The organism is Aquipseudomonas alcaligenes (genome assembly GCF_003205495.1).
GTDB classification, from domain to species: Bacteria; Pseudomonadota; Gammaproteobacteria; order Pseudomonadales; family Pseudomonadaceae; genus Aquipseudomonas; species Aquipseudomonas alcaligenes_B.
The window spans coordinates 149,825-163,201 of the sequence record NZ_QJRX01000003.1 but is presented as its reverse complement, the minus strand read 5'-3'; the positions used below and the strand labels follow the sequence as shown (position 1 = coordinate 163,201).

The window sequence follows — 13,377 nt, the reverse complement described above, 5'->3', positions numbered from 1 at the left end:
TAGCGCGCACCTCGACCATCGGCCAGTGTGCGTGGCTGTGCCCGTGCAAGCCGCCGCGCTATACTGCGGCGCCTTTTCGTGGCCCGCCGCCCTGCCGGCCACCGCGGAACGACGTGAAGAGTCGTCCGCAGCTTTTCCGCAGTTGCGCCGGGTCGTGGTCCGGCGCTTCCTTATAGATGTTCCCTGATAGAGGAGCGCCCCAATGACCGTGATCAAGCAGGACGACCTGATCCAGAGCGTCGCCGACGCCCTGCAGTTCATCTCCTATTACCACCCCGTCGACTTCATCCAGGCCATGCACGAGGCCTACCTGAAGGAAGAGTCGCCGGCCGCCAAGGACTCCATGGCGCAGATCCTGATCAACTCGCGCATGTGTGCCACCGGCCACCGCCCGATCTGCCAGGACACCGGCATCGTCACCGTGTTCATCAAGGTCGGCATGGACGTGCGCTGGGACGGCGCCACCATGAGCGTCGACGACATGATCAACGAGGGCGTGCGCCGCGCCTACAACCTGCCGGAGAACGTGCTGCGCGCCTCGATCCTGGCCGACCCGGCCGGTGCCCGCAAGAACACCAAGGACAACACCCCGGCAGTGATCCACTACTCCATCGTCCCCGGCGACAAGGTGGAAGTGGATGTCGCGGCCAAGGGCGGCGGTTCCGAGAACAAGTCGAAGATGGCCATGCTCAACCCGTCCGACTCCATCGTCGACTGGGTGCTCAAGACCGTGCCGACCATGGGCGCCGGCTGGTGCCCGCCGGGCATGCTCGGCATCGGCATCGGCGGTACCGCCGAGAAGGCCGCGGTGATGGCCAAGGAAGTGCTGATGGAGCACATCGACATCCATGAGCTGAAGGCCCGCGGCCCGCAGAACCGCATCGAGGAGCTGCGCCTGGAGCTGTTCGACAAGGTCAACCAGCTGGGCATCGGTGCCCAGGGCCTGGGCGGCCTGACCACCGTGCTCGACGTCAAGATCATGGACTACCCGACCCACGCCGCCTCGCTGCCGGTGTGCATGATCCCCAACTGCGCCGCCACCCGCCACGCCCACTTCGTGCTCGACGGCTCCGGCCCGGCCGAACTGGAAGCGCCGGACCTGTCCGCCTACCCGGAGATCGTCTGGGAAGCCGGCCCGAGCGCGCGCCGCGTCAACCTCGACGAGATCACCCCGGAAGAGGTGCAGAGCTGGAAGCCGGGCGAGACCATCCTGCTCAACGGCAAGATGCTCACCGGCCGCGACGCCGCTCACAAGCGCATGGTCGACATGCTCAACAAGGGCGAAGCACTGCCGGTCGACCTCAAGGGTCGCTTCATCTACTACGTCGGCCCGGTCGATCCGGTGCGTGACGAAGTGGTAGGCCCGGCCGGCCCGACCACCGCCACGCGCATGGACAAGTTCACCCGGCAGATCCTCGAGCAGACCGGCCTGCTGGGCATGATCGGCAAGTCCGAGCGCGGCCCGATCGCCATCGACGCGATCCGCGACAACAAGGCCGTGTACCTGATGGCCGTCGGCGGCGCCGCCTATCTGGTGGCCCAGGCAATCAAGAAGTCCAAGGTGCTGGCCTTCCCGGAACTGGGCATGGAGGCGATCTACGAGTTCGAGGTCAAGGACATGCCGGTCACCGTGGCCGTCGACACCAAGGGCGAGTCGGTACACATCACCGGCCCGGCGATCTGGCAGAAGAAGATCGCCGAGAACCTGGCGGTGGAAGTCAAGTAAGCGCCCCGCCCTCGCGAAAAGCCCGGCCCGCGCCGGGCTTTTTCTTGGGCAAAAAAAGACCCGCCGGGAAGCGGGTCGCAATCGGCGGGCCGGGCAGGTGACCGTGCCGAGAAATAAAAAAACCGGCAGCCCAAAGGGACAGGGGGGGGAGAATGGCTGCCGGGTTGCGCAGTCGTCAGGCGGCGAACTCCTCCTCGGCAAAGGCCATGAGGGTCGCCTTGCCCGCCAGCACTTCGGCCAGCAGGCTGTCGGTCTCGGTCAGTACGCGGGCCATGTAGAAATCGGCCGACTTCAGCTTGGCGCCGTAGAAGACGGTTTCGCTGCTGCCCTGCTCCAGCTTGTGGCGGGCCACCAGGGCCATGCGCGACCACAGCCAGGCCAGGGTGGTCAGGGCAAACAGGCGCAGGTAGGGCACCGAGGCGGCGCCAGCCTGCTCCGGGTCCTTCATGCCTTCGCTGGCAATCCACAGGGTGGCCTGCTGCAGCTGCTTGAGCGCCTTGCCCACCGCAGCCGCATGCGGCGCCTCGGGGTTGGCCTTGAGCCAGCCTTCGACCTGGGCGAAGAAGCCGCGCACCGCACGCCCGCCACCCAGGGCCAGCTTGCGCCCGACCAGGTCCAACGCCTGAATGCCGTTGGTACCTTCGTAGATGCGGGTGATGCGGCAGTCGCGCACCAGCTGCTCGATGCCCCAGTCCTCGGTGAAGCCGGAGCCGCCCAACACCTGCAGGCCCTCGTTGGCGCAGGTGAAGCCCTCGTCGGTGAGGAAGGCCTTGACCACCGGGGTCAGCAGCTGCACCAGATCGTCGGCCTGCTGGCGCACTTCGGCATCCTCGTGGTCGTGGGCAATGTCCAGGTGCAGGCCGGTGAAGTAGGCCAGCGCACGGCAGCCTTCGATGATCACTTTCTGCCGCAGCAGCATGCGCCGCACGTCCGGGTGCACCAGGATCGGGTCGGCCGGCTTGTCGGCGGCCTTGGGACCGGACAGCGAGCGGCTCTGCAGGCGTTCCTTGGCGAAGCCCAGGCTGATCTGGTACGCGCTCTCGGCGATCCCCAGACCCTGCATACCGACCATCAGGCGCGCCGAGTTCATCATGGTGAACATGCACTTGAGGCCCTTGTTCGGCTCGCCGATCAGCCAGCCCTTGGCGCCTTCGAAGTTCATCACGCAGGTGGCCGAGCCCTTGATGCCCATCTTGTGTTCCAGGCCGCCGCAGAAGGCCGGGTTGCGCGTGCCGTCCTCGAGGAACTTGGGCACCAGGAACAGCGAGATGCCCTTCACGCTGTCCGGTGCATCGGGCAGCTTGGCCAGCACCAGGTGGATGATGTTATCGACCAGGTCCTGCTCGCCGCCGGTGATCCAGATCTTGGTACCGCTGATGGCGTAGCTGCCGTCGGCCTGCGGCACGGCGCGGGTGCGGATCAGGCCCAGGTCGGTGCCGCACTGCGGCTCGGTCAGGCACATGGTGCCGGTCCACTCGCCGCTGATCAGCCTGGGCAGGTACTGCTCCTGCTGCTCGCGGGTGCCGTGCTGGGTCAGCGCGTTGATCGCGCCGTGGGTCAGGCCCGGATACATGCCCAGCGACAGGTTGGACGAGCAGACCATCTCCTCAACCATCATGTTCAGCACATGCGGCAGGCCCTGGCCGCCGAATTCCGGGGTACAGGCCAGCGCAGTCCAGCCGCCCTCGGCGAACTGCTTGTAGGCGGCCTTGAAACCATCCGGGGTCTTCACCGTCTTGCTCGCCGGGTCGTACTGGCAGCCCTGCTTGTCACCGGGACCGTTGACCGGGGCCAGCACGTTCTCCGCCAGCTTGGCCGCCTCGTCGAGGATGGCGCTGCCGAGGTCGGCACCGAACTCGCGCTGGCTCGGCAGGGCCTGCAGGTGGCTGTAGGCATCGAGAACTTCATCGAAGACGAACTGCATGTCACGCAAGGGGGCACGGTACGAAGGCATGGCTTGCTCTCTACATGTACAAAAACAATCTGTGTACAATTTTTGTATAGCCAAACCCATCCCCAGTGCAAGCTTTTTTTTGCGCACGACGAAACGCTCCGCGGCCGGGCCGCGGAGTCACAGGTCAGGCGGGATCAGGTATCCAGGTGGCCGGCGAGGAACTGCTGCAGGCGGTGTTGCATTAGGCGACCCTCGTTGCCCAGGCAGGCGACGGGCGAACCGTCGAGCTCGTCTTCGGCCAGGTCGGCGGCGTCGCCGGCCAGCGCCAGCGGGCAATCCAGGGCCAGGGCCAGGCGGCGCAGCTGCTGCCCAAGGTCATCGGCCGGCGGCTGGTTGGAGAACAGCACCAGGGCCTGCGGGCGCACGCGGGTGCACACCAGGGGCAGCTCCTCCAGAGGCTGGCCGGGACCGAGCACCTGGATGCCGAGGTCCTCGTTGCCCAGCAGCAGGCCGGCCACCAGCAGCTCCAGCTCGCGGCAATGGCCGGGCAGCGCCGCCAGCAGCACCCGCGTCTGCCCGCCGCCCAGTTGCAGACGCTGCAGGGCGCGGGCGCGCAGGAAGGCATCGAGGAACAGCCATTCGCTGACCTGGCCGGGCTCGTCGCGGCGCAACAGGAGCTCCTGCCACAGCGGCATGAACACTTCCTGGAACACCACCAGCAGCGGATAGGTGGAGAACACCTGGCCATACAGGCGCTCCAGCAACGGCGCATCGAAGGCGGCGACGGCGCTGCGGATGCGCCCCTGCCATTCGCCCCACTCGCTGGAGGCGACCTCGACATAGACCGGCGCCGGGGTGCGGATGGCCTGGCTGCGCGCCAGGATCTTGCCGACCTTGCTCACCGACACACCGCGCTCGATCCAGGCCAGGATGCTGCGCACCGCCTCGATGTCGGCCGCCGAATAGAGCCGATGTCCGCTGTCGGTACGAGTCGGCTGGATCAGGCCGTAGCGCCGCTCCCAGGCCCGCAGGGTGACCGGGTTGACGCCGGTGACCCGCGACACTTCGCGGATGGGGAACAGCTCCTGCTCCCTGAAGGAGTCGGAGTGGGCGGGGGACGGGGCGAGTTCGGTCATGGCCAGGGGGGGTGCCGAGTGGTGTTGCGCCGAGTGTACCCCAGCCAGGGCCGCAGTCTGAAATCCGCACGACCCGACGAATAGCCGCCCGCCGCACACGGCAGCTCTGGCCGGCACGGAGCAAGAGGAATACTCTCTGCACGCCCGCCACCACCCCGGCGGCGCATACCGCGCAACGCCCTACCCGGGCCCGCGCCTGTCGCTCTGGAGATACACGATGTCTACCGAACCGGTCACCATGCTGGTGGCACGCCGTGTGCCACGCGCATGCCTGCAGGATTTCCGCACCTGGCTGCACGAGGGCCAGCAACTCGCCGCCGACTTTCCCGGCTACCTCGGCTCCGGCGTGCTGGCCCCGCCGCCCGACGACGACGAATTCCAGATCGTCTTCCGCTTCGCCGATCGCGCCACCCTCGCCGCCTGGGAACACTCCGCCTCGCGCCGTGCCTGGCTGCAACGCGGCAGCGGCCTGTTCGCCCAGCCGCACGAGCGTCGGGTCAGCGGCCTCGACGCCTGGTTCGGCAACGCCTTGCGCCGGCCGCCGCGCTGGAAGCAGAGCGTGGCCATCTGGCTGGCCTTCTTCCCGGTCTCGCTGGCCTTCAACCTGCTGTTCGGCACCTGGCTGGCCGAACTGCCGCTGGTCCTGCGGGTGCTGCTCAGCACCCTGGCCCTCACCCCGCTGATGACCTACTGGTTCATTCCGCTGTCCACCCGCCTGCTGGAGCCCTGGCTGCAGGGCCGCACCCGCAGCGGTGGCGAGCGGACCGTGGAAATCCGCTGAGCCGCGCCGGGCGGGTGGCGGCCGGCGCCAAGCGCGCAGCCGCCCCCGACTCTACAGAACTTGTACATGAACCCAGAGCATGTACAGATCGAGACAGGCGCGACAGAACCACGCAATCAGCATTTATCTATATTTTTCAAAATCTTAGACAAATCACCAATCGCCAGAGCTATCTCCACACGCAGCGCATGGTTGTACAAAGCATGCACCTGGTATAACTTTGCTCGCATGCGCACCCCCCGTTCGCCATCTGCGAGGCAGCCATGAGCGGTTCCACCGCCCCCATCCTGATCACCGGTGCCGGCCAGCGCCTCGGCCTGCATTGCGCCGAGCGCCTGCTCGATGACGGCCAGCCACTGATCTTCACCTACCGCAGCGAGCGCGAGGGCGTGCAGCGCCTGCGCCAGCGTGGCGCCTGCGCCATCCATGCGGACTTTTCCAGCGAGGCCGGTATCCTGGCCTTCGTCGAACAACTCAAGGGCCACACCGACAGCCTGCGCGCCATCGTGCACAACGCCTCCGACTGGGAAGCCGAGACCCCCGGCCACGAGGCCGAGGTATTCCAGCGCATGGTCAGCGTGCACATGCTGGCACCCTACCTGATCAACCTGCATTGCGAAGCGCTGCTGCGCCGCAGCAAGCCGGCCGACATCATCCACATCGGCGATGACGTGACCCGCAGCGGCAGCGCCAAACGCCCGGCCTACTGCGCCAGCAAGGCCGGCCTGGACAGCCTGACCCTGTCCTTCGCCGCGCGCTTCGCTCCGGCCATCAAGGTCAACGGCATCGCCCCGGCGCTGATCCAGTTCAATCCGGGAGACAGCGCCGAATACCGCGTCAAGCGCCTGGCCGAGTCGGCACTGGGCATCGAGCCCGGCGCCGAAGTCATCTACCAGAGCCTGCGCTACCTGCTGGACAACCCCTACGTCACCGGTACCACGCTGACCGTCAATGGCGGCCGCCATCTCGTCTGAGAGCCGCCGCGAGGAATAGTCGATGAATACTCAACTGCCCCATCACTACCGCGAGATCCTTCTAGGCCTCGGCGAGAACCCCGAGCGCGAAGGCCTGCTCGACACGCCCAAGCGCGCGGCCAAGGCCATGCAGTACCTCTGCCACGGCTACCAGCAGTCGCTGGAGGAAATCGTCAACGGCGCACTGTTCGCCTCGGACAACGACGAGATGGTGATCGTCAAGGACATCGAGTTGTACTCGCTGTGCGAGCACCACCTGCTGCCCTTCATCGGCAAGGCCCATGTCGCCTACATCCCCACCGGCAAGGTGCTGGGTCTGTCCAAGGTGGCGCGCATCGTCGACATGTATGCCCGCCGCCTGCAGATCCAGGAGAACCTGACCAAGCAGATCGCCGATGCCATCCAGCAGGTCACCAACGCCGCCGGCGTGGCCGTGGTCATCGAGGCCAAGCACATGTGCATGATGATGCGCGGCGTGGAGAAGCAGAATTCGGTGATGAGCAGCTCGGTGATGCTTGGCGCCTTCCGCGAGTCCTGCAACACTCGCCACGAATTCCTGCAACTGATCGGACGGAGCAAGTAATGCCGCGACTGGAACCCGGGATGGCGCGCATCCGCGTCAAGGACCTGCGCCTGCGCACCTACATCGGCATCAAGGAAGAGGAGATCAACAACAAGCAGGACGTGCTGATCAACCTGACCATCCTCTACCCGGCCGCCGAGGCGGTGCGCGACAACGACATCGACCACGCGCTGAACTACCGCACCATTACCAAGGCGGTGATCCGCCACGTCGAGGAAAACCGCTTCGCCCTGCTCGAACGCATGACCCAGGAGATCCTCGACCTGGTAATGGCCAACCCCGACGTGCGCTACGCCGAGGTGGAGGTGGACAAGCTGCACGCCCTGCGCTTCGCCGAGTCGGTCTCGATCACCCTGTCCGGCCACCGCTGAGACGCCGGCCCGCGCTCTGCCACGGGCATTGCCGCTGGGCCAGCGCGCTTCTATCATCTGCGCACCCTGAAGTCCGGGAGTCCGCCATGACCGATCAAGAACGCCTCGAACTGGAAGCCGCCGCCTTCCGCAGCCTGGTCCAGCACCTGCGCTCGCGCCCCGATGTGCAGAACATCGAGCTGATGAACCTGGCCGGCTTCTGCCGCAACTGCCTGGCCAAGTGGTACAAGGCCGCCGCCGACGACCTCGGCCTGGACGTCAGCCCGGACCAGGCGCGCGAAGAGATCTACGGCATGCCCTATGCCGAGTGGAAGGCCAAGCACCAGAAGGAAGCCAGCGCCGAGCAGCAGGCCGCCTTCGCCAAAGGAAAATCCTGATGACCCTGCAAGACTTCCGCGCCCGCCTGCATGGCGAGCAGTTCCAGTTCGCCGAGACCCTGGCCTTCGTCGCCGAGCACTACGACTACCGGCCCAGCGCCTTCTGCAACGGCAGCGTGACAAACGCCGCCGGACAGAACGAAGGCTCCTGCAAGACCCTCGGCCTGGCCCTGCTCGAAGGCTTCAGCCTGGAGGAAGCCCTGCGCGCCTTCGGCGAGCACTACCGCGCCGTGCTGGCCAGCCCCGACGGCAACGACCACGCCAATATCCGCGCCCTGCAGAACACCGGCCTGGCCGGCGTGCGCTTCGACCAGGCGCCGCTCACGCGCAAGGCCTGACTGCGCAAGAAGTTGCTCGACTGTCGGCTTTGGCTGACAGACAGGCGCGCGCCAGCCGCCTAGACTGGGCGCCATGGAAACGCCGGCACGGAGGCTGGCGTGTGGAGAGCGCAAGGATGCAACAGAATCTGGTGTGGAAGCCGTGGGACGGCCATGGCGTCGAGCATCTCGGCCTGGCCAGCGCCGGCGATGGCATCAGCGCCAGCAGCCACCTGATCCAGAGCACGCGCGGCAACAGCATCGCCGCCGCCTACCTGCTCAAGTACGACGAGCGCTGGCGCTTCCGCCGCCTCTGGCTGAAGGCCGACAACCACGGCCAGCGCAGCCTCGAACTGCGCCGCGACATCCGCGGCCGCTGGCATCTGGGTGACCAGCTGCGCGAAGACCTCGGCGAGTGCCAGCAGGTCATGCTCTCCGCCTCGCCCTTTCCCCATACCCCGCTGCTGCAGCGCAGCCCGCTCGCCGTCGGCGACAGCGAGCGCTTCTGCGTGGCCCATGTCGACCTGCTCAGCCTGCGCGTGGAGGCCCGCCAGCAGCGCTACCAGTGCCTGCACCGCCAGGCCAGCCATGCCGTCTACCTGTGCGAGGCGGAAGGCCATGCGCCCTGCGAGCTGACCCTGGATGCCAGCGGCCTGCTGGTGCAGGCCATCGGCCAGTTCGTGCGGGTCAGCCAGCGCACCCTGCGCGAGGCCGAGTGCGCCTGACGATTCAGGGACGCGCGTTGAGCTGCTGCTGCAGGTTCTGCACCTGAGCGGTGAGGGTGTTGATGTTGCGGGTCACCTGAGCGCGGAAGGCGTCGAACTCGGCGGTGCTGTTCTGCGCCGCGCGACTATCCAGCTCGCTGCGCAGCACCAGCAGGTCCTGCTCCAGGTTGCGGATGGCCTGGCTTGGATCGCCCTGCTTCTTCAGCGCCTCCAGGCTCGCGGCCTGGCCCTTGAGCTGCTCCTGCAGCTGGCCGACCCCAGCCAGACCGGCCTTCTGCTCGCTGGCCAACTTGTCCAGCCGGCCGTCGAACTGCGCGCTGCTGCTCTGCTGGCTCTTCAGCTCGGCGGCCAGCTGGTCGAGGCGCTTGCCCTGCCCGCTCTGCTGGCCGGCGACGTTCTGCTGCGCCTTGGCCAGTTCGGCCAGCCGGGTCTCCAGCTGCTTGATGCGCAGCTTGAGCGCCTCGCTGTCGCTGGTGACGCTGGACTCGGTGGCCACCACCTTGCCGGAAATGTCCTGGATGCGCCCGGCGGCATCCTCGCTGAGCCGGGCGAAGGTCTCCTGGGTCACCACCAGCTGCGCCTGCATCTGCGCGATCTGCTGGTAGCTCCACCAGCTCAGGCCGCCCAGGGCGATCAACAGGGCGCCGGTCAGGGCCCACAGCGGGCCGGTACCGAAGCCGCGGCGGCGTTCCACCTGCGGATAGGTGGGTGCGCTGCGCTGCGGCGCTGCAGCGTGGCCGACCTGGAAGTCGTCGCGATCGCGCGGATCGGTGGTCAGGCTGGGCACATGCTCCAGCTCGTCGTGAGCGTCGTTACGCATAGAAACCTTCGGGAAAATGCAGGAAAGATGAAGCCGGGCGCGCAGTATACCGTCATGCCGGCCGACCTTCAGCGGGGCGCCAGACGAGTGCGACCTGCACCAGCGCCGTGCGTCCCCGCCAGCATGGACCTGTGAAGAGCCGCACAGTTCGCCGCCCCGGCACAGTGGTACGCCACTTGCAGAGCCCTACCTGGGGAAGCCCGGCCACGCCGGGTGCCGGAGCATCGAAAGCCTGGGGAGTCGACATGGAACTGAACAAAGCCGTTCTCGATTGCATGCAAGCGCTGCGCCGCCGTCTGCGCGAAGAACTGTCCGTGGACATCCGTCTGAGCCAGCCGGACGCCGTCGAGGCCATGCTGCTGGCCTGCCTGCGCTCCGGCGACCAGGAAACCCGCAACCTCGGCATCCGCCTCGCCGAACTGAGCGACTTCCACAGCCCGGCGCGCCAGTCTGCCGCGACCCAGCCGACGCGCCAGTACCGGGGCCACGAGCTGCCGCAGGCGGCCGCCACCGCGCCGGCGCTCGACGAGGCGCCGCGGGGCCACTCGGTGCGCATGTACCGCGGCCAGCGCGTATACGCCTGAGACGGCTGGACGAACCGGGGGCGCCCGGTTAATAGTCGGGTGGACTGTGTCTCGTCACCGGAGAACCGCATGCCCGCCCGCCCCGCCTGGCTGCACTGCCTGGAGTCCGACCCGCCCGCCCTGCTGGAGGCGGCCCTGTGGATCGCCCGCGAACACGATCCGGCGCTGCAGCCGGAGCAGGTCCTGCGCGAGTTCGCCAACCTGCGCCAGCAGGTGTCCGCAGGCCTGCCCAACCTGGCCGCCAGCGACCTCGCCCAGCCGCTGCTGCGCCGCCTCGGCGAGCTGGATTTCCACGAGGACGACGACCTGCCCCTGCGCCCCCGCGCCGCCCTGCTACACCAGGTGCTGCAGCGCCGCCGGGGGCAGCCGCTGTCGCTGGCGCTGATCGCCCTGGAACTGGCCCGGCGCCTGGACATCCCGCTGCAGGCGGTGAATTTCCCCGGCCATCTGCTGCTGCGGGTTCCCGGCGCCGATCACCTGCTCGACCCGTGCAACGGCCGGCGCCTGTACACCCGCGACTGCCGCGACCTGCTCAGCCGCATCGCCGGCCCCGGTGCCGAGCTCAATGCCCAGCACTTCCAGACCTGCGACGGCCCTGCCCTGCTGCTGCGCCTGTCGCGCAACCTGTGCCACCTGCACGGCGCCGCCGGCGAGCATGTGGCCGCGCTGAAGGATGCCGAGCGCATCCTCCTGCTGGCCCCGCCGAACAGCGCCGACCACCAGCTGCGCGCCGCCATCTACCGCGAACTGGACTGCCCCCAGGCCGAGCGCTTCGACCTCGAACGCGCCCTGCTGCTGTGCGAGGACGAGCGTGAGCGCCTGCACCTCACCCAACGCCTCGACCAGCTGGCACGCCAGGAGCACAGCCCGGCACTGCATTGACAGCCGCGACGACTCGCTGCCTAATCGGACGCGCCCCACACAACAACAACATAAGGGACGTTCACCATGCGCAAGCTGCTCATGCTTTGCCTGCTGTGCTTTTCCTCGCTCGTCCACGCCGCCCCCGGCGTTTTCCCCGACTCCACCTTCAACAACCTCGACTACGGCCTGTACTGGTTCGGCTATGGCGACACCTGGCAGAAGGCCGTACCCGGCCAGAGCAACGCCTACTTCGGCGCCAGCAAGCCCACGGTGATCTACATCCATGGCTGGCAGAACACTTCGAGCATTCGCAAGGATCGCGAAACCTTCAACCGCGAAGGAGCCGGCGGTCCCAGCCTGGACCTGGCCGCCGCCTGGCTGAATGCCGGCTACAACGTCGGCGTGCTGTACTGGAACCAGTTCGCCGATGAGAACGAAGTCACCGACGCGGAAGCCAAGATCTGGACGGCCAATGGCCCACGCGGCATGCGCTGGCGCAACAGCAGCGGCAGCTACAGCGCCGGACCGAGCCAGTCGGCCGGCGACCTGCTGTTCAACAGCTACAAGGCCAACATGGCCGGCTACACCGGCAGCAACATCCGCATCCTCGGGCACTCGCTGGGCAACCAGATGGCCATCGTCCTGACCAAGAAGATCAGTGACGCCATCAGTGCCGGCACCATGAACAGCAAACTGCTGCCCAAGCGCGTCGCCCTGCTCGATCCCTTCTATTCGAACTATGCCAAGAGCTGGCTGGGCAACCAGTGGACCGGCGCGGTCAGCCGCAGCTACGTCAGCGAACTGAAAAGCAAGGGCGTGATTTTCGAGGCCTATCGCAGTTCGTCGGTCACCAGCACCCTTTTCGTCGGCGACGAGAACAAGGGACTGATGAACATGACCGCCTTCACCGAACTCAAGCCCTGGTATTTCCTCGCCACGCAACAGGTCGAGAAGCACAATGCCGCCGTCTGGCACTACCTCTGGTCGTTCAGCTTCAACCCGCCGCTGATTACCGGCACCACCAACCAGGCCGCATCCGCCAAGACCTCGGACAGCCGCATCACCACCCTGATGAATGGCACCCAGAAGTTGGTACAGGATCAAGGCGCCTATACCAAGGAGCCCTCGGACGACAACTTCAAGCTGCAGGCCCGCTAGAACGATGCGCAGGCCATCCCGGGGCAATCCGGCCTGCGCATCGTCACCCTGCTAGCAGGGCCTGGCGGTTCCCAACTGCCCGCAAACGCAAAGGCCGGCATCGCTGCCGGCCTTTGTGCCTCTGCTTCAAGGCTGGGGTCAGCCCGCGTATTTCTGCAGGTTGGCCATCATCTCGCGCAGCGCGGTGACGTTGTCGTCCGGGTGCACGGCGCCGGCGAAGTCGCCGATCTGCTTCCAGCTGGCCGCCACGTCTTCCGGGCTGAAGCCGGCCTTGGGGTCGAAGCCGGCGCCCAGGCTGCGCTCCCAGCGCACCTTGCCGACCCAGCCGCCGCCGACCTCGTAGAGACCGGAAGTGTCCTGGCAGGCACGGCTGCCCAGGTACACCACCAGCGGGCTGACCAGCTCCGGCTTGAGCTGCTCGAACACCTGCGGCGGGATCAGGCCCTCGGTCATGCGCGTGCCGCCGGTGGGGGCGATGGCATTGACCAGGATGTTGTTCTTGCGCCCCTCGATCGCCAGGGTGCGGGTCAGGCCGTAGAGGCCGAGCTTGGCCATGCCGTAGTTGGACTGGCCGAAGTTGCCGTAGATGCCCGAGGTGGAGGCGGTGAAGATGACGCGGCCGTACTGCTGCTCGCGCAGGTGCTCCCAGGCGGCGCGGGTCACCTTGTAGGCGCCCTCGACGTGGACCTTGTAAACCAGGTCCCAGTCGGTGTCTTCCATCTTGTGGAAGGACTTGTCGCGCAGGATGCCGGCGTTGTTCACCACCACATCGATGCGGCCGAAGCTGTCCAGCGCGCACTGCACGATCTGGCCGCCGTCGGTCACCGAATCATGGTTGGCCACCGCCTCGCCACCGAAGGCCTTGATCTCGGCCACCACCTTGTCCGCCGCCGAGGCGTTGGCGCCCTCGCCGTGGGTGCTGCCACCCAGGTCGTTGACCACCACCTTGGCGCCATGCTTGGCGAACAGCAGCGCGTGGGCGCGACCGAGGCCACCGCCGGCGCCGGTGACAATCACGACCTGGTTTTCGAAACGGATGGCGTCGCTCATAAAAGGCTCCTCTGGGC

General features: G+C 67.1%; 15 protein-coding genes. 11 read left to right on the top strand and 4 right to left on the bottom strand.

Going from position 1 to position 13,377, the window contains the following annotated elements; genetic code table 11:
* Positions 1 to 202 precede the first annotated feature (202 nt).
* A complete protein-coding gene (locus DMO17_RS06075) occupies positions 203 to 1,726 on the top strand; it encodes a fumarate hydratase (RefSeq protein ID WP_110681612.1) in 1,524 nt (507 codons plus the stop codon).
* A gap of 175 nt (positions 1,727 to 1,901) precedes the next feature.
* Here DMO17_RS06075 and DMO17_RS06070 read toward each other — a convergent pair whose 3' ends face one another.
* Both DMO17_RS06070 and DMO17_RS06065 read right to left on the bottom strand, forming a co-directional pair.
* Positions 1,902 to 3,680: an acyl-CoA dehydrogenase C-terminal domain-containing protein gene (locus DMO17_RS06070; RefSeq protein WP_110681611.1), complete on the bottom strand. Its 1,779-nt coding sequence runs from the start codon at positions 3,678 to 3,680 to the stop codon at positions 1,902 to 1,904.
* Positions 3,681 to 3,814: 134 nt separating this feature from the next.
* Positions 3,815 to 4,756: a MerR family transcriptional regulator gene (locus DMO17_RS06065; RefSeq protein WP_110681610.1), complete on the bottom strand. Its 942-nt coding sequence runs from the start codon at positions 4,754 to 4,756 to the stop codon at positions 3,815 to 3,817.
* Between the two features lie 217 nt (positions 4,757 to 4,973).
* On the opposite strand from DMO17_RS06065, the gene DMO17_RS06060 reads away from it, so the two are divergent.
* The 7 genes from DMO17_RS06060 (at position 4,974) to DMO17_RS06030 (ending at position 8,884) form a co-directional block, all read left to right on the top strand.
* Positions 4,974 to 5,537: an antibiotic biosynthesis monooxygenase gene (locus tag DMO17_RS06060; RefSeq protein WP_110681609.1), complete on the top strand. Its 564-nt coding sequence runs from the start codon at positions 4,974 to 4,976 to the stop codon at positions 5,535 to 5,537.
* Between the two features lie 263 nt (positions 5,538 to 5,800).
* A complete protein-coding gene (folM, locus tag DMO17_RS06055; RefSeq protein WP_110681608.1) occupies positions 5,801 to 6,511 on the top strand; it encodes a dihydromonapterin reductase in 711 nt (236 codons plus the stop codon).
* 22 nt (positions 6,512 to 6,533) lie between these two features.
* Complete coding sequence (gene folE, locus DMO17_RS06050; RefSeq protein ID WP_110681607.1) at positions 6,534 to 7,094, top strand: GTP cyclohydrolase I FolE; 561 nt, start codon at positions 6,534 to 6,536, stop codon at positions 7,092 to 7,094.
* Complete coding sequence (gene folX, locus DMO17_RS06045) at positions 7,094 to 7,465, top strand: dihydroneopterin triphosphate 2'-epimerase (RefSeq protein ID WP_110681606.1); 372 nt, start codon at positions 7,094 to 7,096, stop codon at positions 7,463 to 7,465. Before folE ends, folX begins: the two co-directional genes overlap by 1 nt.
* Before the next feature lie 86 nt (positions 7,466 to 7,551).
* Entirely contained in the window at positions 7,552 to 7,842 is a 291-nt protein-coding gene (locus DMO17_RS06040; RefSeq protein WP_110681605.1) for a DUF1244 domain-containing protein, read from the top strand.
* Entirely contained in the window at positions 7,842 to 8,180 is a 339-nt protein-coding gene (locus DMO17_RS06035; RefSeq protein WP_258371490.1) for a HopJ type III effector protein, read from the top strand. Before DMO17_RS06040 ends, DMO17_RS06035 begins: the two co-directional genes overlap by 1 nt.
* Before the next feature lie 116 nt (positions 8,181 to 8,296).
* Entirely contained in the window at positions 8,297 to 8,884 is a 588-nt protein-coding gene (locus DMO17_RS06030) for a putative glycolipid-binding domain-containing protein (RefSeq protein WP_110681604.1), read from the top strand.
* 4 nt (positions 8,885 to 8,888) lie between these two features.
* Here the strand turns inward: DMO17_RS06030 and DMO17_RS06025 are convergent, their stop codons facing one another.
* Positions 8,889 to 9,704: an ATPase gene (locus tag DMO17_RS06025; RefSeq protein ID WP_110681603.1), complete on the bottom strand. Its 816-nt coding sequence runs from the start codon at positions 9,702 to 9,704 to the stop codon at positions 8,889 to 8,891.
* 245 nt (positions 9,705 to 9,949) lie between these two features.
* Here DMO17_RS06025 and DMO17_RS06020 point away from each other — a divergent pair, with 245 nt between their 5' ends.
* The 3 genes from DMO17_RS06020 to DMO17_RS06010 all read left to right on the top strand — a co-directional run bounded on the left by DMO17_RS06020 (position 9,950) and on the right by DMO17_RS06010 (position 12,310).
* Entirely contained in the window at positions 9,950 to 10,288 is a 339-nt protein-coding gene (locus DMO17_RS06020) for a hypothetical protein (protein WP_110681602.1), read from the top strand.
* A gap of 69 nt (positions 10,289 to 10,357) precedes the next feature.
* Positions 10,358 to 11,170 carry a SirB1 family protein gene (locus tag DMO17_RS06015; protein WP_110681601.1) on the top strand — a complete coding sequence of 271 codons (813 nt, stop codon included), beginning with the start codon at positions 10,358 to 10,360 and terminating at the stop codon, positions 11,168 to 11,170.
* A gap of 66 nt (positions 11,171 to 11,236) precedes the next feature.
* The gene (locus DMO17_RS06010; RefSeq protein ID WP_110681600.1) at positions 11,237 to 12,310 is read left to right on the top strand and encodes an alpha/beta hydrolase family protein; all 1,074 of its coding nucleotides are present in this window, start codon (positions 11,237 to 11,239) and stop codon (positions 12,308 to 12,310) included.
* Positions 12,311 to 12,448: 138 nt separating this feature from the next.
* Here DMO17_RS06010 and DMO17_RS06005 read toward each other — a convergent pair whose 3' ends face one another.
* Entirely contained in the window at positions 12,449 to 13,360 is a 912-nt protein-coding gene (locus DMO17_RS06005) for an SDR family oxidoreductase (RefSeq protein ID WP_110681599.1), read from the bottom strand.
* Positions 13,361 to 13,377 lie beyond the last annotated feature (17 nt).

Excerpts from the sequence above, each read along its gene's own strand:
- DMO17_RS06075 (WP_110681612.1), top strand. The coding sequence starts at position 203 with ATGACCGTGATCAAGCAGGACGACCTGATCCAGAGCGTCGCCGACGCC.
- DMO17_RS06070 (WP_110681611.1), bottom strand. The coding sequence starts at position 3,680 with ATGCCTTCGTACCGTGCCCCCTTGCGTGACATGCAGTTCGTCTTCGAT.
- DMO17_RS06065 (WP_110681610.1), bottom strand. The coding sequence starts at position 4,756 with ATGACCGAACTCGCCCCGTCCCCCGCCCACTCCGACTCCTTCAGGGAG.
- DMO17_RS06060 (WP_110681609.1), top strand. The coding sequence starts at position 4,974 with ATGTCTACCGAACCGGTCACCATGCTGGTGGCACGCCGTGTGCCACGC.
- folM (WP_110681608.1), top strand. The coding sequence starts at position 5,801 with ATGAGCGGTTCCACCGCCCCCATCCTGATCACCGGTGCCGGCCAGCGC.
- folE (WP_110681607.1), top strand. The coding sequence starts at position 6,534 with ATGAATACTCAACTGCCCCATCACTACCGCGAGATCCTTCTAGGCCTC.
- folX (WP_110681606.1), top strand. The coding sequence starts at position 7,094 with ATGCCGCGACTGGAACCCGGGATGGCGCGCATCCGCGTCAAGGACCTG.
- DMO17_RS06040 (WP_110681605.1), top strand. The coding sequence starts at position 7,552 with ATGACCGATCAAGAACGCCTCGAACTGGAAGCCGCCGCCTTCCGCAGC.
- DMO17_RS06035 (WP_258371490.1), top strand. The coding sequence starts at position 7,842 with ATGACCCTGCAAGACTTCCGCGCCCGCCTGCATGGCGAGCAGTTCCAG.
- DMO17_RS06030 (WP_110681604.1), top strand. The coding sequence starts at position 8,297 with ATGCAACAGAATCTGGTGTGGAAGCCGTGGGACGGCCATGGCGTCGAG.
- DMO17_RS06025 (WP_110681603.1), bottom strand. The coding sequence starts at position 9,704 with ATGCGTAACGACGCTCACGACGAGCTGGAGCATGTGCCCAGCCTGACC.
- DMO17_RS06020 (WP_110681602.1), top strand. The coding sequence starts at position 9,950 with ATGGAACTGAACAAAGCCGTTCTCGATTGCATGCAAGCGCTGCGCCGC.
- DMO17_RS06015 (WP_110681601.1), top strand. The coding sequence starts at position 10,358 with ATGCCCGCCCGCCCCGCCTGGCTGCACTGCCTGGAGTCCGACCCGCCC.
- DMO17_RS06010 (WP_110681600.1), top strand. The coding sequence starts at position 11,237 with ATGCGCAAGCTGCTCATGCTTTGCCTGCTGTGCTTTTCCTCGCTCGTC.
- DMO17_RS06005 (WP_110681599.1), bottom strand. The coding sequence starts at position 13,360 with ATGAGCGACGCCATCCGTTTCGAAAACCAGGTCGTGATTGTCACCGGC.